18 protein-coding genes are annotated in these 22,438 nt (G+C 63.3%); 7 read left to right on the top strand and 11 right to left on the bottom strand.

Annotation, left to right across the window (positions count from 1 at the left end):
- Window positions 1-2 precede the first annotated feature (2 nt).
- The 3 genes from AC1RR3_RS37205 to rpmB form a co-directional block, all read right to left on the bottom strand.
- The gene (locus AC1RR3_RS37205; protein ID WP_492830080.1) at window positions 3-506 is read right to left on the bottom strand and encodes a Panacea domain-containing protein; all 504 of its coding nucleotides are present in this window, start codon (window positions 504-506) and stop codon (window positions 3-5) included.
- Between the two features lie 29 nt (window positions 507-535).
- Window positions 536-1,030, bottom strand: a complete 495-nt coding sequence (locus AC1RR3_RS37200) for a DUF2937 family protein (RefSeq protein WP_492830078.1) — start codon at window positions 1,028-1,030, stop codon at window positions 536-538.
- A 179-nt stretch (window positions 1,031-1,209) separates the two neighbouring features.
- The gene (rpmB, locus tag AC1RR3_RS37195; RefSeq protein WP_492830076.1) at window positions 1,210-1,518 is read right to left on the bottom strand and encodes a 50S ribosomal protein L28; all 309 of its coding nucleotides are present in this window, start codon (window positions 1,516-1,518) and stop codon (window positions 1,210-1,212) included.
- 557 nt (window positions 1,519-2,075) lie between these two features.
- On the opposite strand from rpmB, the gene AC1RR3_RS37190 reads away from it, so the two are divergent.
- The 5 genes from AC1RR3_RS37190 (at window position 2,076) to AC1RR3_RS37170 (ending at window position 8,841) form a co-directional block, all read left to right on the top strand.
- Window positions 2,076-2,885, top strand: coding sequence for a DUF3108 domain-containing protein (locus AC1RR3_RS37190; RefSeq protein ID WP_492830074.1), 810 nt, complete (start codon window positions 2,076-2,078; stop codon window positions 2,883-2,885).
- Window positions 2,886-3,504: 619 nt separating this feature from the next.
- On the top strand, window positions 3,505-6,921 hold the full coding sequence (locus AC1RR3_RS37185; RefSeq protein ID WP_492830072.1) for a helicase-related protein: 3,417 nt from the start codon (window positions 3,505-3,507) through the stop codon (window positions 6,919-6,921).
- 22 nt (window positions 6,922-6,943) lie between these two features.
- Window positions 6,944-7,213: an RNA-binding S4 domain-containing protein gene (locus AC1RR3_RS37180; protein ID WP_492830147.1), complete on the top strand. Its 270-nt coding sequence runs from the start codon at window positions 6,944-6,946 to the stop codon at window positions 7,211-7,213.
- Window positions 7,214-7,345: 132 nt separating this feature from the next.
- A complete protein-coding gene (fdxA, locus tag AC1RR3_RS37175) occupies window positions 7,346-7,684 on the top strand; it encodes a ferredoxin FdxA (RefSeq protein WP_008140202.1) in 339 nt (112 codons plus the stop codon).
- Between the two features lie 347 nt (window positions 7,685-8,031).
- A complete protein-coding gene (locus AC1RR3_RS37170; protein WP_492830069.1) occupies window positions 8,032-8,841 on the top strand; it encodes a CarD family transcriptional regulator in 810 nt (269 codons plus the stop codon).
- 122 nt (window positions 8,842-8,963) lie between these two features.
- On the opposite strand, the gene AC1RR3_RS37165 is transcribed toward AC1RR3_RS37170, so the two are convergent.
- Window positions 8,964-10,802, bottom strand: a complete 1,839-nt coding sequence (locus tag AC1RR3_RS37165; protein WP_492830067.1) for a DUF4231 domain-containing protein — start codon at window positions 10,800-10,802, stop codon at window positions 8,964-8,966.
- A 242-nt stretch (window positions 10,803-11,044) separates the two neighbouring features.
- Here AC1RR3_RS37165 and AC1RR3_RS37160 point away from each other — a divergent pair, with 242 nt between their 5' ends.
- Together AC1RR3_RS37160 and AC1RR3_RS37155 are read left to right on the top strand one after the other, a co-directional pair.
- Window positions 11,045-12,568, top strand: a complete 1,524-nt coding sequence (locus AC1RR3_RS37160; protein WP_492830065.1) for a toll/interleukin-1 receptor domain-containing protein — start codon at window positions 11,045-11,047, stop codon at window positions 12,566-12,568.
- Entirely contained in the window at window positions 12,561-15,428 is a 2,868-nt protein-coding gene (locus tag AC1RR3_RS37155) for an nSTAND1 domain-containing NTPase (protein WP_492830063.1), read from the top strand. Before AC1RR3_RS37160 ends, AC1RR3_RS37155 begins: the two co-directional genes overlap by 8 nt.
- Before the next feature lie 9 nt (window positions 15,429-15,437).
- On the opposite strand, the gene AC1RR3_RS37150 is transcribed toward AC1RR3_RS37155, so the two are convergent.
- Genes AC1RR3_RS37150 through cyoA form a run of 7 tightly spaced genes read right to left on the bottom strand, consistent with a single transcriptional unit; the run spans window position 15,438 to window position 22,351 of the window.
- Window positions 15,438-15,971: a response regulator transcription factor gene (locus AC1RR3_RS37150; RefSeq protein WP_492830061.1), complete on the bottom strand. Its 534-nt coding sequence runs from the start codon at window positions 15,969-15,971 to the stop codon at window positions 15,438-15,440.
- Entirely contained in the window at window positions 15,961-17,358 is a 1,398-nt protein-coding gene (locus AC1RR3_RS37145; RefSeq protein WP_492830059.1) for an ATP-binding protein, read from the bottom strand. Before AC1RR3_RS37145 ends, AC1RR3_RS37150 begins: the two co-directional genes overlap by 11 nt.
- Window positions 17,330-18,178: an SURF1 family protein gene (locus tag AC1RR3_RS37140; protein WP_492830057.1), complete on the bottom strand. Its 849-nt coding sequence runs from the start codon at window positions 18,176-18,178 to the stop codon at window positions 17,330-17,332. The genes AC1RR3_RS37145 and AC1RR3_RS37140 overlap by 29 nt, the downstream gene beginning before the upstream one ends.
- The gene (gene cyoD / locus AC1RR3_RS37135) at window positions 18,175-18,555 is read right to left on the bottom strand and encodes a cytochrome o ubiquinol oxidase subunit IV (protein ID WP_492830055.1); all 381 of its coding nucleotides are present in this window, start codon (window positions 18,553-18,555) and stop codon (window positions 18,175-18,177) included. The genes AC1RR3_RS37140 and cyoD overlap by 4 nt, the downstream gene beginning before the upstream one ends.
- Window positions 18,552-19,181, bottom strand: coding sequence for a cytochrome o ubiquinol oxidase subunit III (gene cyoC, locus AC1RR3_RS37130; RefSeq protein WP_492830053.1), 630 nt, complete (start codon window positions 19,179-19,181; stop codon window positions 18,552-18,554). Before cyoC ends, cyoD begins: the two co-directional genes overlap by 4 nt.
- Window positions 19,182-21,179: a cytochrome o ubiquinol oxidase subunit I gene (gene cyoB / locus AC1RR3_RS37125; protein WP_492830051.1), complete on the bottom strand. Its 1,998-nt coding sequence runs from the start codon at window positions 21,177-21,179 to the stop codon at window positions 19,182-19,184.
- Between the two features lie 11 nt (window positions 21,180-21,190).
- On the bottom strand, window positions 21,191-22,351 hold the full coding sequence (cyoA, locus tag AC1RR3_RS37120; RefSeq protein WP_492830049.1) for a ubiquinol oxidase subunit II: 1,161 nt from the start codon (window positions 22,349-22,351) through the stop codon (window positions 21,191-21,193).
- Window positions 22,352-22,438 lie beyond the last annotated feature (87 nt).

Here is a 22,438-nt window from a genome sequence, read left to right as displayed (position 1 = left end):
CATCATTGGATTGAGAATGGCCGAGTAGCTTTGGAATAGAACCTCAATATTTCCGAATCGGCGATTCTCATGCCGGGGTTCACTATTTCTCCGTGATTCCATACCTTGTGCCAAGGTCCTCCATCAACATGAGTGAGTTTAACTAGCTCGCTTGAACGCAAGCGGCTGTAAAACTCCGTGATTCTTTGCAGCAATGCTTCAGTTTGTGAGTCGATTCGATATTCGGCGACAGAAATTTTACCATCGGTTTGACTAAGTTTATTAGCTCTCCCGGTTATGGGGGACCGATCAAACGATTTGAATTCTCGGTAAAGGTAAGGCAGCACAGGGCCAAGTTCCCAAGCTTCGAACTTATGACGGATTAGCGGTCGACCCAGTTCAATCAGGGACCATACGTGGCAGAAGTACACAATTTTCTGAAGTGAGAGATTAGTAACCGGCCGACCTCGGCTACTGCAGTAGTCGAGGATGAAGTTCGCTATTTCGCGGCCGTCGTATTCCACCATTGGCACCGTTGGAAGGAGTTTCAGTTCACTTAAGTCGAAGCTCTTACAGAACGGCGAATGCCGAGCCCGGCGGCGCACAAAGACACGAATGACAAAGCGAATCCTACAACTGCGAAAATGAGACCGTCAGATGAAAGCTGCAATCCGCCCTGATAATTTTCCCAAGTTCGTTCTGCCAACGGCCGGTCGTAATTGAGAGCGAAATAGGTAAAGCGGCCGAACGAAGACCCTTGTCGCATGATCACCTGCTGCTCACGCAGCGTCTGAAGGCGGTTGATTGTTTCTTGCATTCGGACGCTTTGATCGCGGACAAGCTGTTCGGGATTTTTTGCCATGAGTTGAAGTGCGTCTGATCGCTCAAAGCCAGAGCGGCGAGCATCATCTTCGAAGTGCTGGACTATTAGCTGTAACTCATCAACAGCTCCTCCGAGTCTCTGCGCATACTGCTGCATAAATTCGGGTGCTTGGCCAAATATTACAGCAGGGAAGATCGAGATAATCAGAAAGACTAGTGCACCCTGCATGGGCATGCTCCGAGTCGCGCGGAACGTTCCAATAGTATACCACCAACGCAGCACGATCTGCTGAACCCGGCCAAAACAAAAACGGCCGGATCTTCCGATCCGGCCGCAACGCAAAACTCTACTTGGCTAAGCCTACGCCACGCGACGCAACTTAGCCCCCGCCCGATTGCAAAATTGGATTAGCTGGCCTTCTTGACCGGCGCGGTGACGCCGACCTTCTTCTGGATGGCGCGCTTCAGTTCGAGGGCGCGCGGCGACAGGACGTCGGCCTTGGCCTTGAGCAGGAAGGCGTCGAGGCCGCCATTGTGGTCGACGCTCTTCACCGCGTTGGTGGAGACGCGCAGGCGCACGTTGCGCTCCAGGGCTTCGCTGATGAAGGTCACGTTGACCAGGTTCGGCAGGAAGCGGCGCTTGGTCTTGATGTTGGAGTGGCTGACCTTGTGGCCGACGAGGGGGCCCTTGGCCGTCAGTTCGCAGCGGCGAGACATGTCACAAATCCTTCGTTCGAGCCCCCAACGATCTGCGGCCGCCATCCGGGGCGCCACGGGGAGCAAATTCTCTGTCCTTGCAGGGAGCGGGCGGACGTATAGGGGGGAAGCGGCGGGACGTCAAGGTTTTGGGTGGTCTTTTCGCCTCTCCCCGCGTGCGGGGAGAGGCCGGAATGCGCGCGATTAGCGCGCATTCCGGGTGAGGGGGAGTCTCCGCGGGGGAGGAGCGGGTCGAGTGCACCTTGCTCTCACCTCCCCCGCGGAGAACCCCCCTCATCCCGACCTTCTCCCCGCGCGCGGGGAGAAGGGGAAGAAAGAGCCCCGATCACCAAAACGGCAATGTTTAAAACGCCTTACCATCACATAAAGGGCGTATTCGCCGCCGAAAAGTCCGGTGGAGTTCCCGGCCTGATACGCCCGGACGCATTGTTTGCCGCGGTTTTTGGCTTAAGTAACAACCGTTCGCGCCCCGATTGGATCGTTTCGTGCTCAAAACCACCCCTTATTGGCCCCGGCTGGGCTCTGCCGGCCGGCTGGGCTCTGCTTGCAGGGTCGCCTTGGCGGCCCTTTGCGGGCTCGCTTTGGCGTGGGGAGAAAAACCTGCGGCGGCGCAGGGCAAGCTCGAGGCGCAGTATGAGGCGACGCTGGCGGGCATTCCGGTCGGCAAGGGCGCCTGGAACATCGACATCCAGGACGACGTGTTCGCGGCGGCCGCTTCCGGCGGCACCACGGGGCTTTTGAAATCGTTCGCGGGCGGGTCCGGCACCGGCGCCTCGCAGGGACGCGTGGTCAACGGCGCGCTGGTTGCGACCGGCTACCAGGCCTCCACCACGACGTCGAAGAAGACCGAAGAGATCCACATCACGCTCGACAAGGGCAATGTGAAGGAGTTCGGCATCGTGCCGGAGCCGCCGGTCGATCCTGACCGCATCGTCGTCACCGACGCGCATCGCCGCGGCGTCTGGGATCCGATGACGGCTTCGCTGCTGCGCGTGCCCGGCAGCGGCGATCCCGTCACGCCGGACGCCTGCCACAACGCAGCCCCCGTGTTCGACGGCCGCATGCGCTACGAGCTCAAGCTCGATTTCAAGCGCATGGAGACTGTGAAGGCCGAGAAGGGCTATCACGGCCCTGTCGTGGTCTGCTCGCTGTTTTTCGTGCCTGTGGCCGGCTACATCCCCGACCGCCCCGTGATCAAATACCTCGCCGCCCAGCGCAACATCGAGGTCGCGTTCGCGCCTGTCGCCGGCACGCGCATCCTGGTCCCGTTCTGGCTGAAAGTGCCGACGCCGCTCGGGCCGGCGATGCTGGAAGCCACCAGCTTCCTGACGTCAGCCCAGCCGCCCAAGGTCGCGAAGACGCAGTAAGGCTGCGGCCACCGGCGGCCGGCTCCAGGTCGAAAATAAAGCTCAATGAATTCAATGACATGTCTACTGTGCATGGGGTTGTTTTCGCGAAAATGAGTTTGGCGGCCAAGGTCCGGGAATCCATTTGACTCCTCCCCGATTCTGATTCGACTCCGCGCCGTCCCCAATTTTAAGGAACTCGCCCTCAAATCGTCGCTTGTACGGCAGCCCAAAACTCCATCTAGTGCGATGAAACACAGGGCGCCGCGACATGTTGCGTGAACGTAACAGGACTCCCGGGGGAGTCAGCGATTCGGCCGCGATTCGTTCTAGAGTCGTTCCGAAGCTTAAGGACAACGGGAAAAGCGTCGCAAAGTGAGACAGTTGCGCGGGAATTTGAGGGAGGCTCCCACACACTCCGCTGTCATGCCCCGGCTTGACCGGGGCATCCAGTACGTCGCGGCCTCTCGGTTCAGCCATCGCCGTCTCGGCGTACTGGATCGCCCGGTCAAGCCGGGCGATGACAGCAGCGAGTGTGGCCACAGCACAGCGTTCGGAGACATGGTCGACACCTCGGAGTCGCCGCCCCGCCCCAAACAGCACTGACATTCGCCCAAATCGGCACTACCTAATCCCCCAGATGCCCTTTTCCTCCTCCCCCTTCGGCTCCGAGCGCGCCCCTTCCGGTCGGGTCCCCGGCGCCGGCGTCACTGCGGTGCTCGGGCCGACCAACACCGGCAAGACCCATCTCGCCATCGAACGGATGCTCGCGCATCCCTCGGGCCTGATCGGCCTGCCGCTGCGGCTGCTCGCGCGCGAGGTCTACAACAAGATCGCCGCCAGGGTCGGCAGCGAGGCGGTCGCGCTCGTGACCGGCGAGGAGAAGATCAAGCCGAAGAACCCGCGCTATTGGGTCTCCACCGTCGAGGCGATGCCCAGGGATCTCGATGTCTCCTTCCTCGCCGTCGACGAGGTCCAGATCGCCTCCGATCTCGAACGCGGCCACGTCTTCACCGACCGCATCCTCAACCGCCGCGGCCGCGACGAGACGCTGCTGCTGGGTGCTGCGACCATGCGCCCGATCATCGAGCGGCTGCTGCCGGGCGTGTCCATGATCACGCGGCCGCGGCTGTCGCAGCTGGAATTTGCCGGCGATCGCAAGATCACGCGCCAGCCGCGCCGTACTGCGATTGTCGCCTTCTCCGCCGACGAGGTCTACGCCATCGCCGAGCTGATCAAGCGCCAGCATGGCGGCGCCGCCGTGGTGCTGGGCTCGCTGTCGCCGCGCACGCGCAATGCGCAGGTGGAGATGTTCCAGAACGGCGACGTCGATTATCTCGTCGCCACCGACGCCGTCGGCATGGGCCTCAATCTCGACGTCGACCACGTCGCGTTCGCCTCCGATCGCAAGTTCGACGGCTACCAGTTTCGCCGGCTGACGCCGTCCGAATTCGCGCAGATTGCCGGCCGCGCGGGGCGCGCCACGCGCAACGGCACGTTTGGGACGACAGGGCGCTGCGCGCCGTTCGAGCCTGAGCTGGTCAACGCACTCCAGAACCACACCTTCGAAAACGTGAAGATGCTGCAATGGCGCAATTCGAAGCTGGATTTCTCCTCGCTCGGCGCGCTCCAGGTGTCGCTGAACCAGTCGCCCGGCCATGAGGCGCTGACGCGGGCGCCCATTGCAGAAGACATGCGCGTGCTCGACCACGCCGCCCGCGACGCCGATGTGCGCGATACCGCACATGGCAAGGCCGCCGTGGAGCGGCTGTGGGAGGCCTGCCAGGTTCCGGACTACCGAAAACTGTCGCCGGCGGCCCATGCCGAGCTGGTGACCACGCTGTACGGCTTCCTGATGCAGAAGGGATGCATTCCCGACTCCTGGTTTGCCGCCCAGATCGACCAGGCCGACCGCGTCGACGGCGATATCGACACGCTGTCGGCCCGGATCGCGCAGATTCGCACCTGGACCTTCGTCGCCAACCGCCCGGACTGGCTGAAAGACCCCGAACGCTGGCAGGGGATCGCTCGCGAGGTCGAAAATAAATTATCGGATGCGCTCCATGAACGCTTGACTGAGCGTTTCGTTGATCGCCGGACCAGTGTATTGATGCGCCGCCTGCGGGAGAACACGAGCTTGAATACGGAAATCGGCAAGACCGGCGAAGTCATCGTCGAAGGCCATGTCATCGGCCGCCTCGATGGCTTCACCTTTGCACCGGATGCGGCGGAAGCCGGCTCCGATGCGAAAGCCTTGCAGGCTGCTGCGCAAGCGGTGCTCGCCGGCGAGATCAACACGCGCGCCGAAAGGCTGGGCAACGCGCCGGACGATCAGTTCGTGCTGACCTCGGAAGGCACCATCCGCTGGACCGGCGATGCCGTGGCGCGACTGTCTGCCGCAGAGGAGGCGCTGCATCCGCGCATCCGCATCATCTCCGACGAGCGCCTGACCGGTAGCCCCCGTGAGAAGGTGCAGGCCCGGCTCGACCTCTGGCTCAAGACGCATATCGAGAAGCTGCTCGGGCCGCTGTTCGAGCTGTCGAAGGCCGAGGACGTCACCGGCATTGCCCGCGGCATCGCCTATCAGCTGGTCGAGGCGCTCGGCGTGCTCGAGCGGCCGAAGATCGCCAACGAGCTGAAGGATCTCGACCAGCCCTCGCGTGCCGTGCTGCGGAAGTACGGCGTGCGCTTCGGCGCCTATCACATCTATTTCCCCGGCCTGCTCAAGCCCGCCGGCCGCGCGCTCGCAGCACTGCTGTGGGCGCTGAAGCAGGACAATGTCGATCTGTCCTCGCTGTCGGGCGCGCAGCATCTGGCCTCTTCGGGCCGCACCTCGTTCCCGGTCGACAAGGCTCTGCCGCGCGATGCCTATCGCGTGCTCGGCTACAAGCAGGCCGGCGAGCGTGCGGTGCGCGTCGACATCCTGGAACGTCTTGCCGATCTGATCCGCCCGGCGCTGGCCTGGCGCGAGAACTCGCCGGGCGAAAAGCCCGCCGGCGCGTTCGACGGCCGCAGCTTTATCGTGACGCAGGCGATGACCTCGCTCACCGGCTCCGCCGGCGAAGATTTCGCTTCGGTGCTGCGTGCGCTCGGCTATCGCATGGAGAAGCGTGCGCCGCTGCCGGTGAAGCCGGCCGCGGCTGTCGCGGAGACGCCGGCTGCTGAAGCTTCTGCCGAGACGCCCGCGACAGAGGACGCCGCAGTGCCCGCGGACACCGCGATCGAAGCTGCCGCTGAGCCTGTCACCGTCGAAGACGCGCCCGGCATGGAGCAGCACGACGAGCCCGCGCACGACGAGCCGGTGCTCGAAGCATCTCCTGATGCCCCCGTCACGCCGGAAGATGCCCCCGGCATCGCGCCGCCGGCTGAAGAAGCCGCTGCGCCTGCGGAGGCTGCCGCTGAAGCCGCGCCCGCCGAAGCCGCTGCAACGGAAGCCGCTGCAACGGAAGCTGCTGCATCGCCCGATGCGGCTGCGCCCGCGGAAGCCGCCGCAACGCCTGCCGAGCCGGAGCTGGTCGAAGTCTGGCGCCCCGGCGGCCGTCACGAGGACCGCAAGCCGCGTCACGAGCGTCATCGCCACCAGCGTCACCACAACAACCAGCCGCGTCCCCAGGCCGGTGCGGAAGCAGGTGCCGCGCCCGCTGAAGGTGAGGCCGCTCAGGCTGCCGACGGCGAGAAGCGCGGCGAGCGTCATCGTCACGGCGGTCATCGCCGCGATGGGGCCAAGGACTTCCGCAAGCCGCGCGAAGGTGGCGCCGAAGGCGCGCCGCGCCAGGAAGGACGCGATGGGGGTCGCGACGACAGGAACCGCAGCTTCCAGGGCAAGGATCGCGATAACAAGGATCGCAACAAGGGCAAGTTCGGCGGCGATCGCGACAAGGGTCGCGACAATCGTGGTCGCGACCGCGACAAGGGCCGCGACCGCCAGGGCGGTCCGTCGCTACGTCCCTACGCCTCGAGCGCGACCCCGCGCGAGCGCGATCGTCCCGCCGATCCGAATTCGCCCTTCGCAAAACTTGCCGCGCTGAAGGAGCAGCTGTCCGGTCGGAAGGAGTAATCCCACGACCGAGCGGCAGCGCATCGACAAATGGCTGTGGCACGCGCGCGTCGTGAAGGCGCGCACCTCCGCGGCCGAGCTCGTCGAGTCCGGCCACGTTCGCGTCAATGGTGAGCGCCAGAAGTCACCGGGCCATGCGATCAAGATCGGCGACGTCGTCACCGTTGCGCTCGATCGCACCGTGCGCGTGTTGAAAGTGACAGGCTTCAACGAACGCCGCGGCGACGCTGCCTCGGCGCGCGTGCTCTACGAGGAGCTGAGTGAAGGCAATTCAGATTCTCGGCGCAATTAATTGCGCTTTGAATTCATTTCTTGGTCGATCAATCACATAAAGCCGTCATGATCGGGGTTTCCCGACCTTGCGGCGCCGGGCCATCCGCGCTACGCAAGCCGCGACTTTTAAAAGAGCTTTTCGGAGCGTTGGATGACTTACGTCGTCACTGAAAACTGCATCAAGTGCAAGTACACCGACTGCGTCGAGGTCTGTCCGGTCGACTGTTTCTACGAGGGCGACAACATGCTCGTCATCCATCCTGACGAGTGCATCGACTGCGGCGTGTGCGAGCCGGAATGCCCCGCCGACGCCATCAAGCCGGACACGGAACCGGGCCTGGAAAAATGGCTCCAGGTCAATGCCGACTACGCCAAGAGCTGGCCGAACATCACCCAGAAGAAAGAATCACCCGAAGACGCGAAGGAATTCGACGGGCAGGAAGGCAAGTTCGAGAAATATTTTTCTCCGAACCCCGGCTCCGGAGACTAAATTCCGGCGCAAACTTAACCCTAATACCTTCGTTAGCGTCGAAAACCAGCCCTGAAGACCCCTAAATCATTGATTTTTGCGGGAAATGTGCTATATTGGGCACATTAAGCTGAACCCCCCGTCAGCCCAGTTGGCCCCGTTGGGTTCCCGTGAAACCAAATGTCGAACAGGGGCGTGGCAGTTTCCGCGCGCAGGCTGTGTCACAGAAAACGCGTAAAAAGAGTACTTCAGCGAGGGCTTCCCATAAGGAGGCCAAAAAAGTCGCCGCGGCCAGCCGTAGCGCATCCAAGGGTCGGACCGCGACGAAGGCGCCGGCTGCAAAGTCCTCGAAGAACAAAAGAAGCGCAATGCCTAACAAGACTGCGAAACCGGCCGCGAAAGCGACCGTTGCCAAGCCTGCTGCTGCCAAGCCTGTTCTTGCAAAGGCTCCCGCTGCCAAGCCCGTTGCTCCGAAGGCTCCCGTTGCCGCCACCCCTGCCAAGGCCCCCGTTGCTGCTGCGAAGCCGGTCGTAAAGGCCGCTGCACCCGCGCCGAAGGTCGAGGAAAAGAAGGTCGTGACCCAGCGTCAGGGCTTCAAGGCCAACGAATTCGTGGTCTATCCCGCTCACGGCGTCGGCCAGATCCTGGCCATCGAGGAGCAGGAGATCGCAGGCGCGAAGCTCGAGCTGTTCGTCATCAACTTCATCAAGGACAAGATGACGCTCCGCGTGCCGACCGCCAAGGTCGCCAATGTCGGCATGCGCAAGCTGTCCGAGCCCGCGCTGGTCAAGAAGGCGCTCGAGACCCTCAAGGGCCGCGCCCGCGTCAAGCGTACCATGTGGTCGCGCCGCGCCCAGGAATACGAAGCGAAGATCAACTCGGGCGACATCGTTGCGATCGCGGAAGTCGTGCGCGACCTCTATCGCTCGGAGTCGCAGCCGGAGCAGTCCTACAGCGAACGCCAGCTCTATGAAGCGGCACTCGATCGCCTGTCCCGCGAGATCGCGGTGGTGCAGCACTCGACCGAGACCGAAGCGGTCAAGGAAATCGAGGCCCAGCTCGCCAAGAGCCCGCGCCGCAACGCCAAGGCGGAAGCCGCCGAGGGTGAAGCTGATGCCGAGGGCGAGGCCGACGATACCGATGGCGACGACACCACCGTCGCCGACGAGGCCGCGTAAGCAGCTCTCGCGTCGATTGCAACAGATCAAAAGCCCGGCCGCTTGGCCGGGCTTTTTGTTTGCGCGGGCTTTCGTTTGCGGCTCCGAGCCCGAGCATCGACTTCCACTAAGTTGCGCGGAGACTACCCCGGCAGCGTCAGCGGCTTTCGGCTGTAAAGCGACGTCCATCCGTTGATATCGGCGGCCATGATGCGGGCACTCTCGAACAGGACGCCAGCGCTCAGGTCAAAGTCGAGCCGTTCGAGCGCAATATCGTAGCTATCGTGAAGCAGATCGAGTTGTGCGCCAGTCTTGGCCGACCTCTCGGCGGCGCCCTCGAACTCGCCAGTAAAGCGGATGCCGGCAACCGCCGCCCCGAGTGCGGGAAGCAAGGCGGTTGCCACGGGGACCCCGCGCGCGATCTGGCCGAGGAATGCCGTCAGCGCGTGAAAATGGCCTTCGCCGGAGAATTGGATCATGAGACGTTCGCCGACGAGCGCGGTCAGGAACAGCAGCAGAATGACAAGCGCGGCCAGGAAGCAAAAGTTGCCCGCCCAGTGCAGGCCCAGGTCCTGTGCCCTGCGCAGCTTCAGGTTCGAGGCGTGGTATCGGATCTGAGGGGCCAACTCGGCTGAGAGGGTCGCGCTCAATATCTTACGTTGATATTCCGGGCCGAGATGGCCCGAGGGCATGCCGAGCTCGCGCATCGTCGCGCGGAAATACCACAGCAGCCAGTCGGCCCCTGGTCGCGCCGCGGCCTCGACATAGGAACTCTTCTCGTACTGACCGAAGAGGCTGAGAAATCGCAGGTGCCTGAGGATCTCGGCCAGCGCCCGATAGTCGAGCCAGCGATCGTGCCAGCGTCGTAATCGTCCGCGCCAGACGACCGCGACGATGGCAGCAACGATCAGAAGTTCGGTGACGACGAGCCAGAACTCGCTGGCTGGGACCCCTGAATGTCCGCCGCCGTCGTGCATGACAAGGCTGGCGAGCGCGACGCCAACGGCTACCGACGAAAGCAGATAGGCGGACACATAGGCCGCGCGATAGCTACGGCCATATCGGCGCGCGAGCGCGTCCGCGGCGTGGCAGCGCGGCAGCAGCACATCGGCGAGCCGTGACCTGAAACCGTTCTCGTCGGGTAGCTCCGACAGGAAACTGTCCCACGATCGCTTGGTCCTTTCGTCCGGAGGAGGAACCGATTCGATCAGGAAATCATTCAGCCTGACTGTCGCGTCCGAGCCGTGATGCTTGATATGCCAGACTTCAGGGAGGTGAATGGAGCTCCTGCTGATTGCGAGAGCCTGGTGCACGAGATCAGAGATCGGCCCCGAGGTTGCGTCCGCCATTGGCGTGTCGCGCATGACATCGCTGGTCCGGTTGATGACCCAGGGCCGTTGCGGCCGAACGGCCGCGATCCAGATGACCGGAATACCCGCTTCGGTCGCGTGCTCCACGGTATCGCCGGTGCCGCCTGGAAGTCCGTCACGCGTGCTCCCATCCCACACCGCCACCAGCACATCAATCTGCCGGAGCAGGAGGTCGCGCGTGCGAACCAGCCCCTTGTCGTCGGCCAGCCGCGGTCGTGGCAGGACCGTCACCTGGCTGCAGCGCCGCAGCGCCCCGGTGAATTGGTCGAGCGCCTCGTCGCCGTGACCTGCGGGAGCCGTCGTCTTCAGCGCTCGCTCGTACTCGTCCTGAGGCGAGGGCAGTAAACCAGCGATCGACCAGGTTTGGGGACATTGCCGCACCGCCAAGGCGTCCGTGCCGTCGGCGAGGCCCGACAGCAGCACCATCTGCGGCTTGGTCGGCGCATAGAGGTCGTGCTGCCGTTCCAGCTGCTTGCCGCACTCGTCCTCGATGTTGCGAAAGACGTCCGAGAGCTGATCCTCGATCCGCGTTTCGTGCTCGTGCTTCAGGCGGGCCGAGCGATGACCGGTCACGCCGACAACAAAGGTAAGGACCGGTTTCGCAACCGCCATAATGAATTTGCCTGGAAATATGCGTCCTGCGTCTCAGTTAAGCGGCGGGCGTTTGGGTGCGCAACTGAAATCGGACACGCCGCGGTAGCATGGGGAACAAGCCTCTTACCAAGGCCACGGACGGGGCCAGCCAGGAGCCGGCCGGTCGCGACTACAGCTTGACGTTGTGGCCGGTCCGCGGCTAGCCTGATCGCTGCCGGCCGCCCGCGGGTTACCGCGGAGATTAGCGGAGACTAGATGGCATGACCGATAAGCGCGTCCAATTTTTTATGTCTTATGCATGGAATGACAACCGGCTGCCGCCGGGTGAGCATTCGGACAAGCAGCCATTCGTGTCGGCGCTGGCCGCACAGATCGAATGGTATTTCAACGATGCGAAGCCCAACAGTCCCCTGCTCTGGTGGGATCGCGACAACATCGATGACGGCACTCAGTTCCGTCCGGCCATTCGCGACGCCATCGAGGCGTCGTCCTTTCTCGTCGTCGTGCTGTCCGAGCATTGGCTCGCGAGCGAATACTGCCAACTGGAGCTGAAGCTTTTCCGTCAACGTTGGGAACAGGAAAGCGACTTCGACTTCAAGCATCGCATCATTCTGGTGCACAAGAGTCAGGTGCCAAAGGAGCGTTGTCCCGAATTACTGCCGGAGCAGCGGGGCTTTCAGTTCTTCTCGCGATCGGGGTCCTTCTACCGAATCGGGAAGCCAAGCGACGAGTTCTATGCGGCGGCAGAGCAACTCGCGCAGGTTCTGATTAGACGTGCCAGATCATCCAAGATCGTAGATCCGTCTCCGCCGCCTCAATCTCCCCCGCCGCACGGGCTGAAGGTCTACCTCGCAAAGCCCGCTCCGGACATGCGGGATCAATACATGCGGCTGCACCGGGAGCTGAAGCGCGAGCGCTTTCATGTCGTTCCGGATGTCGCCGATGACATTCCACTCGATGCCGGCGCGATCGACTTCATCGATCGCGAGTTGAAGGACGCCAGGGTCTCGATTCACTTGCTGGGACGCAGCGCAGGACCGGCGCCGACCGACCTCGAGCACATCGCAAGGCTCCAGCTCAGCAAGGCTGCGGAAAGAATCCCGGCAACCGACGCCGACGACAACGCAGCCTTTCATCGCCTGATCTGGGCGCCCAAGACCTTCGAGGACCCGTCGGGGCAGTCGGCCGAGCGCGATCCAATCGAGACCCTGAAAAGCTTCAGCGCGCAACGGCCCGGCGATCGAATCGAAGGAGACAGCCTCAGTCCCTTCATCGCTTTCGTGATGGGGCATCTCGAGAAAATCAGTCCTCCTCCTCAGCCCCCGGTTCAGATTGAGTTCGATCACATCTATCTGTGTCATGACGAGGCCGACACCGAGTACGCGGCCGAGGTGGCGACGCTGCTCGAAGAGCACGAGATCAACTACGTGATGCCGGCCTACTACAACACGACCGATGTCGAGCGGCGGCAATTCCACCGCGAGCGTCTGTCGGAATGCACGGCCGTGGTCATGTGCTGGGCGAGAGCGTCGGAGATGTGGGCGCGCGCGCAGTCCAAGGAACTCCGAAGCTGGCAGACGCTCGGCCGCAAGCAGCAGTTCATGTGCCGGGGCCTGATCGCGGGACCGCCGCCGCATGTCCGCAAGGACGAGAATATGCTCCGTCATCTCTTTCCCTCGAAGGAGATTGATCTCGTCCTGAACTGGACCCAGACCGGGAAACCGAGCATCGAGGCGCTGAGGCGTATTTTCCAGACAAGCGCTGAACAGCGCGCCCATGAGTGACGCCATGAGGGACCTAGTCAGCTCCGCTCCGACCCAGTCGTCCGCAGCGGCGGCACCCTTTCCGGGTCTGAGGCCTTTCGCCAAGCGGGATCACGAATATTTCTTCGGACGTGAAGACCAGACCTTCGCGTTGTATCGGTTGCTGCGGACGAACCACTTCATTGCCGTGGTCGGCAGTTCGGGGAGCGGCAAGTCTTCGATCGTGCGTGCCGGATTGTTGCCGCTTCTCGAGCAGGAGAATGAGGAATCGGGCCGAAAGGTTTGGCAATACGCGGCGATGCGGCCGGGACGGGCGCCGATCGATCGACTGGCGATTGGGCTGGCCAAGGTCCTCGGCGATAATGACGAGTTCTTCGCGGCGCGCCGCGATCGTATCGCCGCCCTGTTGTTCGCCTCCAGCCACGGCCTGTCGGACGCGTTGCAATACGTGGCCGCGGACCCCGAGACGCAGCTCGTTGTGCTGGTCGATCAATTCGAGGAGCTGTTCCGCTACATGTCGGCGGGCGCGCAGACCAGCACGCGCTTCGAGATGTCGCGGCGGCGGGAAGAGGCGATCAATTTCATTCAGCTTCTGCTTGCTGCGACGCGCAGTCACGACAGCCGAATCCGGGTCGTGATCACCATGCGCTCCGACTTCATCGGCGATTGCGCGCGCTTCCAGGGGCTGCCCGAGGCTGTGTCATCGGCGCAGTTTCTCGTGCCGTCGCTGTCCCGCGATCAGCGTGAGGAAGCGATCCGCGGCCCCATCGAGATGTCGGGGGCGACCATATCGTCCGAACTGGTCGAGCGCCTGCTCAACGACAGCAGTGAAGAGCTCGACCAGCTCCCAATCCTGCAACATTGCCTGGCGCGGCTCTGGATGCGGGCTGGCGCGGTCGCGGGAGAAAAATCCGATGGCTCCACCGGTCCCGAGCCAGCCGCACGGCATCTGACCGAGCAGGATTACCGGGACATCGGCGGCCTTTCCGGTGCCCTCTCCGGCCATGCCGAGGAGATTTTCTCCTCCTTGCCCGGTCGAGAAAAGATTGTCGAACAGGTCTTCCGCGCGCTTGCCGAGATCGATAGCGAAGGGCGGGCCGTGCGGCGCGCGCGTTCGCTGGGACAGCTCGTCGGAGAAACCGGTGCGTCCCGCGACGATGTCTGCGCCGTGCTCGATCAGTTTCGCGCAGACGAATGCTCGTTCCTGGTTCCGCCCCTGTCATCGTCACCGACCGCGAATTTGCCAGACGAAACCATCGTCGATGTCGGCCACGAGGCGTTGCTGCGCCGCTGGACGCGGGTCTCGGGCGATCCGGAGGCGACCGGGGAGCGTGGTGACAAGCGCGAGATCGGATGGTTGCGACAGGAGCTGCGGGACGCCGAGCGATATCGCTTTCTTCATTCCTGCGTCGATCCCCAAAGCCTCAATGAATCTCGTCTATCCGACGACCAGGCGCGACGTTACTGGGACTGGTGGAACAAATGGCATCCCAATGCGGCTTGGTCCGCGCGATACGGAGGAAGATACGAGGAGGTCGAACGGCTCGTGCGCGCCTCCTATGCCGCGAGCGGCCGCAGCCGAAATCTGAGAAACGTGACCTATGCCGGCATCGGCGTTGCCCTGATCCTGCTCGCAGTAGGAAGCACGGCGCTGTACCGGGCCAGCGAGACCTTCAAGCACGTGGCGCTGTCCACCAGGAATCTGTCGAGCGCGGTCCTGGACTCCTTCAACGCCGGTCAGACCTCGCTCCAGTCGGCAACGAAATATCGCGACATCGTGAAAGATCTGTACGATCGTTTCGACGATCTCCCGAATACTGCGCAAGTCTCGCAGCTGAAAACGTCCTGGCTATTGACGTCCTCCGATCTGAACGTCGCGCTCGATGACAAGGCGGCTGCCAGACGGGACGCGGCTAGGGCCGAAGAGACCTCGCGTCCCTATCTGGAGAAGAGCCCCGACGACAAGGGATGGCTGCGCCTGCGCTACGGAGCGCTCTTCAGGCTTGGCGACCTCGATCTCGAGGACTCGGTCGTCTACGACGGTACGGGGACCGTTGTCGCGCGTCATCAGGAGCTGATCGCCGCAGCGCTCGGCAATTACCAGGAAAGCGAGCGGATCGCCGCCAAGCTACTCGACGCCGATGTTGCCAACCCGACGACCCTCAACCCGGAGAGTATCGATCATCTGGCGCTACAGCGATTCGAGCTGGCATTCGCGATCAACAAGACCGGCGAGGCACTTCAGGTCAAGCAGGACTTCGCCGGGGCAACTTCGAAGTTCAAGCGGGCCTTGGAGTATGCGACCATGATCCAGGGTGCCTCGCGGATGGAATGGAAGCTCCAGGCCGCCGGCACCCAGATTAAGATCGGACGTGTGCAGCGAGATTTCGCCGATATCGATGGCGCGTTGCAGAGCTATTCAGAGGCCATCGATCGGGAGGAGCTTCTGTTCCTGGCATATTCCAGCGACAAGATCCTTCGATCGAATCTCGCATCTTCATATGAAGATCGCGCGGCGCTCTATCGCGCGAAGAAGAACTACGACTTTGCCCTTCAGGAATTCGCCAAAGCCGGGCAGATCCTGACCGCACTCAACGAAGAGGACCCGCGGAATATGAGGATTCTGGACAGCCTCGCCAGAATCTATGCGAAGGCCGGGGCGGTCGAACAGGACAAGGCGGGGTCGCAAAACCTGCCCTTGGATATGGCGATCGCGCAATTCCGCAAAGAAGTGAGCGTTCGCGAAAAGATCGCGCAGCGCCGCGCCGGCGATCAGGCATTTCAGGACCGCTTGCTTCAGAGTCAGGACAAGCTCAAGCGCGTCGAATTAGCTGCGCAGGACGCCATCAGGGGGGTCAGCAAGTCCGTGGAGGCGAAGTGAGAGAGCTAGCTACCTCACCGGGCGCTTCTCGAGCTTCCTTGCCAGCGTGCGCCGATGCATCCCCAACCTTCTCGCCGCTTCCGAGATATTGAAATCGGTCTCGATCAGGGTCTGGTGGATGCGTTCCCATTCCAGCGTCTTGATCGACGTCGGCCGCGCATCGAGCGCGACTTCGGCGTTGCCTTCGGCCTTGTTGAAGGCGGCTTCGATGTCGTCGGTGTTCGATGGCTTTGCCAGATAGTGGCAGGCACCCAGCTTAATCGCCTCCACGGCGGTGGAGATGCTGGCAAAGCCTGTCAGCACCACGATCAGCATCTCCTCATCGTGCGTATGCAGCAGCTCGACGCAGGCGAGCCCAGAGGCGCCGCCGAGCTTGAGATCGACCACGGCATGGCCGAAGGAGCGCTCCTCCAGCACCTTGCGCACGTCCTCGATCGAAGCCGCCAGCACGACATCATAGCCGCGGCGCTCGAACGAGCGCTTGAGCGTGCGCGCGAAGCCGGCGTCGTCCTCGACGACGATGAGCGAACGGTCAGGCGTCAAAGCTGCCTCCAATCGCGAGCGTGGCCAGCGGCAGCGTCAGGCGGACGGTGGCGCCGCGCTTGCGATGGTTCTCGGCAGTTACGCTGCCGCCTAATTTGCGCACGACGTTCACCACCAGGAACAGACCGAGCCCGCCGCCGGCGCGGCCCTTGCTCGACTGATAGGGTTTTCCGAGCTGCGCCAGCATCTCAGGCGCGAAACCCGGGCCGCGGTCGCTGATCGACAGCACCAGATTGTCGCCCTCGCGTTCGGCCAGCAGCTCGACCCAGTCGCGCGAGACCTCATAGGCGTTGTCGAGCACGTTGAAGATGACCTGCTTCAGCGCGATGTCGGAGACGATCGCGACGTCCTCGCCGAATGTGTTGACGAAATAGAGCGTGCGCGCCGAGCGCGCATCGCGCCACTCCTCCACCAGCGCCGTCACGAAAGCCGTCACCGTGGTCGGCGAGGAGCCTTCGCCGCGCGCTTCGCCGGCCGAGACCAGAATGCCCGTCACGATCGACTTGCAGCGCTGCAGCGAGGTCTCCATCTCCGAAAGGTCCTCGGCGAGCTCCTGATCGGCGGCGAGATCCGGCATGCGGCGCCAGTCGCTGAGGATGACCGAGAGCGAGGCCAGCGGCGTGCCGAGCTCATGCGCCGCGCCGGAGGCGAGCAGGCCCATGCGCACGATGTGGTCCTGCTCGGCGGCATGCTGGCGCAGCGCGGCCAGATGCGCATCGCGTTCGCGCAGGTTCCTGTTGATCCTGGTGACGAACACCACCAGCAGCACCGCATTGAGCGCGAAGCCGAGCAGCATGCCGGCGACGGTGAGCGTGTAGGTCTCGCTGAGCGGATTCGGCGGCAGGTCGAGCGGCCGGTAGGCCAGCGTCAGCCAGACAAAGCATGCGCAGGTCAGCGCCACCAGCGACCAGGTCGAGCGGGCATCGAGCAGCACCGCAGCCAGCGTCACCTGGAGCAGGAATAGCGAGGTGAAGGGATTGGTGGCGCCGCCGCTGAGATAGAGCTGCGCGGTCAGCGCGGCGACGTCGAGCATCAAGGCGACCAGCAGCTCGTTGCTGGAGACGGCGGCGCGGTGGCGCACCCAGACCAGGCTCGAGACGTTGAGCAGCACCAGCGCGCCGATCACCGCGCCCATCCGCTCCAGGGGCAGGGGGATGCCGAGCCAGAAATGCACGCCGCCGATGGTCACGATCTGGCCGACCACCGCGGTCCAGCGCAGCTGGATCAGCAGCGCCATGTTCTTGCGGTTGGTCTCGTCGTCCGTGGGCGCAGCGCCGATCAGCTCGCTGCGCGCGTCCGCCTGCGATTGCAGTGTGACGGCCAGCTCGCCAAGTGGTCGGGGAGGCGTTCTTCCGTCGTCAGGTCTGTTCGACGATCGTTCCAGCATCTGATCCCGTCCTGCGGGCGGAGGCATCGGGGCCGCCGGCCGGTTCGTGGACGAAGCGCTTGCGGCGGAACAGCCCGCCGCCGAATGTGACGAAAAGCCTGCCGGCCAGCATGAAAGCCAGGGCAAACCACGTCAGCGCATAGATCAGGTGGTTATTGGGAAAGCGGATCACGGTCAATCCGCCGATTGGGCCGCCAGCGGTTTGTGATCCGGCGTCAGCATCGACGAAAAACGGCGCGACATCATCGAGGCCGCGCGCCGCGGCGATCGCGGCGACATCGCGCGAATACCAGCGGTTGTGCTGGGGAACGTTGTTTCGGAGGAATCCGCCCTTCGGCTCCGTGATGCGGAGCAGTCCGGTGATCTCGACCCGGCCATCCGGATTACCGCCCTGGCGCGTCGATGCGTCGCGCCGCTCGGACGGCACGAAGCCGCGGTTGACCAGGACCGTCGTGCCGTTGTCGCGCTGAAGCGGCGTCAGCACCCAATAGCCGGGGCCTTCCTCGGTGACGGCCTGAACCAGCGTCTCGCGGTCATGCAGGAAGCGGCCGGTGACGCTGACGTGCCTGTATTCGTCGTTTGCGGCCGAGACCGCCGGCCACGATGCGGGCGAGGAGATGGGCTGGGCCGGCGTATGGACGCGCTGCTCGACGCGGTCGATCAGCGCCAGCTTCCAGGCGCGGCGCTCGATCTGCCAGACGCCGAGCGCAATCAGAACAGCAAAGGCCGTGAGCGAGAGGACCGTGAGCCACAGGCGCGGACGCGCAGCCTTGCGGCTCGCGTCCTCTGCCTCGCTCGTCACGGTCCGGGTTTCGCTCACTTCATTCCCGTCATCTCGTGCATCGGCATCATGTTGCTGTTGAGGTGGTTCATCACCCACAGCGAACCGGACAGCGCGATCACCACCATGACGATGGTGAAGATCAGCGCCATCATGGTCCAGCCGTTCTCGGACTTGGGGCTCATGTGCAGGAAGTAGATCATGTGCACGACGATCTGCACGACCGCGAAGGCCATGATGACCAGCGCGGTGATCTGCTTGCTCGGCAGCGCGCCGCTCATCACCAGCCAGAACGGGATCGCGGTGAGAACCACCGAGAGCACGAAGCCGAGCATGTAGCCCGAGAACGTGCTGTGGGCGTGGCCGTCGTCGTGGTGATGGTCGCCTGCGTGGGCGGCGTGGGTATCGGTGTTCATCGCAGAACTCCCAGGAGATAGACGAAGGTGAAGACGCCGATCCAGACCACGTCGAGGAAGTGCCAGAACATCGACAGGCACATCAGGCGGCGGCGGTTGGCTTCGACCAGGCCGAACTTCCAGACCTGAACCATCAACGTGACGAGCCAGATCAGGCCGCAGGAGACGTGCAGGCCGTGGGTGCCGACCAGGGTGAAGAAGGCGGACAGGAAGGCGCTGCGCTGAGGGGTAGCGCCTTCGTGGATCATGTGGGCGAACTCGGTGAGCTCGATGCCGATGAAGGCGAGACCGAACAGGCCGGTGATCGCCAGCCACATCTGCGTCTGCGCGACCTTGTTCTGCTGCATCGTCAGCATGGCAAAGCCGTAGGTGATCGACGACAGCAGCAGCATCGAGGTGTTCACCGCGACGAGGTCGAGGTCGAACAAATCCTTCGGCGCGGGCCCGGCGGCGTAGTTGGCGCCGAGCACGCCGAAGGCGGCGAACAGCATCGCGAAGATGAGGCAGTCGCTCATCAGGTAGATCCAGAAGCCCAGCGAGGTGCTGTAGCCTTCCGGATGCGGGTGCTCGTCGGCGACATAGAAGACCGGCTCGCCGGTCTGCGAGGAATTGACGGCGACAGTCATTTACTTGGCTCCGGCGAGCAGTTTGGTGCGCGCGTCCTCGGTCCGGATGACGTCGTCAGCCGGAATGTCGAAGTCGCGGTGATAGTTGAAGGTGTGACCGATGCCGACGACGAGCATCGCGGCGAAGCTCACGGCGGCCAGCCACCAGATGTACCAGATCAGGCCGAATCCCATCGCGGTGGCGAGGCCGGCGAGGATGATTCCGGTGCCGGTGCTGCTGGGCATGTGGATCGGCTTGAACCCGGTGAGCGGACGCTGGTAACCGCGCTTCTTCATGTCCCACCACGCGTCATTGTCGTGAACGACGGGGGTGAAGGCGAAGTTGTAGTCCGGCGGGGGCGAGGAAGTCGCCCATTCCAGCGTGCGTGCGTCCCAGGGATCGCCGGTGACGTCCTTGAGCTGCTCGCGCTTGAGGAAAGAGACCGCGAACTGCATCAGCATCGAGAGGATGCCGATGAACACGCAGACGGCGCCGATCGCGGCGATGATGAACCAGATCTGCAGGGACGGATCGTCGAACACGCGCAGGCGACGGGTCACGCCCATCAGGCCGAGCACATAGAGCGGCATGAAGGCCATGTAGAAGCCGACAACCCAGAACCAGAACGACATCTTGCCCCAGAACGGATCGAGCTTGAAGCCGAACGCCTTCGGGAACCAGTACGTAATGCCGGCAAACGCACCGAACACCACGCCGCCGATGATCACGTTGTGGAAGTGCGCGATCAGGAACAGGCTGTTGTGCAGGACGAAGTCGGCCGGCGGCACCGCCAGCAGCACGCCGGTCATGCCGCCGATCACGAAGGTCAGCATGAAGGCGATCGTCCACATCATCGGCAGCTCGAAGCGGATGCGGCCGCGATACATCGTGAACAGCCAGTTGAACATCTTCGCGCCCGTCGGGATCGAGATGATCATCGTGGTGATGCCGAAGAACGAGTTGACGCTGGCGCCCGAGCCCATCGTGAAGAAGTGGTGCAGCCACACCAGGTACGACAGGATGGTGATGACCACCGTGGCGTAAACCATCGAGGTGTAGCCGAACAGCCGCTTGCCGGAGAAGGTCGAGGTCACCTCCGAGAAGATGCCGAACGCCGGGAGAACCAGGATGTAGACCTCGGGGTGGCCCCAGATCCAGATCAGGTTCACGTACATCATCGGGCTGCCGCCGAAATCGTTCGTGAAGAAGTTGGTGCCGACATAGCGATCGAGCGAGAGCAGCGCGAGCACGACGGTCAGGACCGGGAACGAGGCGACGATCAGGATGTTGGTGCAGAGCGCGGTCCAGGTGAACACCGGCATCTTCATCATGGTCATGCCGGGGCAGCGCAGCTTGACGATGGTGCAGATCAAATTGATGCCCGATAGCGTCGTGCCGACGCCTGCGACCTGCAGTGCCCAGATGTAATAGTCGACGCCGACGTCAGGACTGTAGCCGATGTTTGAGAGCGGCGGATAAGCCAGCCAGCCGGTGCGGGCGAACTCGCCGATGAACAGCGAGGCCATCACCAGCACTGCGCCACCGACCGTCATCCAGAAGCTGAAATTGTTCAGGAACGGGAACGACACGTCGCGCGCGCCGATCTGGAGCGGCACGACGTAGTTCATCAGGCCGGTGACGAACGGCATCGCCACGAAGAAGATCATGATCACGCCGTGGGCGGTGAAGACCTGGTCGTAGTGATGGGCGGGGAGGAAGCCTTCGGAGCCGCTGAATGCGAGCGCCTGCTGCGCGCGCATCATGAGGGCGTCGGCGAAGCCGCGCAGCAGCATCACGATGCCGAGGATCATGTACATGATGCCGATGCGCTTGTGGTCCACCGTGGTGAACCATTCGCGCCACAGATAGCCCCAGAGGCGGAAATAGGTGAGGCCGGCGAGCAGCGTCGCGCCGCCGAGCGCGACCATCACGAAGGTGCCGACGAGAATCGGCTCGTGCAGCGGCAGCGAGTCGATGCCGAGCCGGCCGAAGATGAGCTTGAGAAGATCAGGAGACATGCGGGATCTCTTTAGGAGTCTGACTTCGGACGCTGTCCGAGGAAGAAGGATGAGGACTTCAGCGGCGCGAAGACCGGCCGCTTCAGGCCGGCGCCGGTGAGCGGCGCAGTGTCGAGGGGGGCCGTGATGGACGCGGTGGTCTTGCCCTGGGGAGCATCGGGCGTGCAGGTGCCGGCGACGAAGGTCGGTTCCGGCCCGAGCGGGCTGCCCCGGCGCGCGTACTTGTCGTAAGCGAGCGGCAGCGTGTTATTCAGGCCTTCGTGGCCGCGCCCGCCCTTGGCGTCGATCGCCATCATCTCGCTCTGGCACATCTTGCCGGTCTCGACGCACATGTTGAGGATCAGGCGGTAGAGATCGGCATCGACCGTGCCCCAGCGGCGCACCGGCTCGTTTTCGCTCGGTTTCTCGAGCTGGAGATATTCGGTGCGGCCGAGTGAGCCGCCGGCGGATTTGGTCTGCGCGATCCAGGCGTCAAAGCCCTTGTCGTCGAGACCGTGGAAGTTGAAGTGCATGCCGGAGAAGCCGGCGCCGCTGTAGTTCGCCGAAAAGCCCTTGTAGATGCCGGCGTGGTTGATGACGGCGTGGAGCGACGTCTCCATGCCCGGCATCGCGTAGATCTGTCCGGCGAGGGCGGGGATGTAGAAGGAGTTCATCACCGAAGACGCGGTAATGTGGAAATTGATGGGGCGATCGACCGGCGCGGCGAGTTCGTTGACGGTGGCGATGCCGTAGTCCGGATAAATAAAGAGCCATTTCCAGTCGAGCGCGACGACGTCGACTTCGAGCGGAGCCTTGGATTGGTCGATGGCGTGCTCCGCCTTGATGCGGCCGATGTTGCGGTAAGGGTCGAGCAGATGCGTGCCCATCCAGGTCAGGGCGCCCAGGCAGATGATGATCAGCAGCGGCGCCGACCAGATCACCAGCTCGAGCTTGGTCGAGTGATCCCATTCCGGCTCGTAGCGGGCCGCGGTGTTGGACTGGCGGTAGCGCCAGGCGAACACCACCGTCAGCGCCATCACGGGGACGACGATCAGGAGCATCAGGACGGTGGAGATGATGACGAGGTCGCGCTGCTGGGCAGCGATGTCGCCGGCTGGCGCCAGCACGACGTAGTTGCAGCCACTGAGCGCGACTGCCAAGGGTAGCAGCGCCAGGATCTTGAGACGGGACACGGGCCGAGCCTTTGAGAATGAGTTTCCGTTGCGGGGCCAACGGGTAGCTGCGGCGCAGCAATCGGGACATTGGACAATTTGTCCAAT

This window comes from Bradyrhizobium sp. GW821-FHT13H05 (genome assembly GCF_058804065.1).
This window is presented reverse-complemented; position numbering and strand designations above follow the sequence as displayed.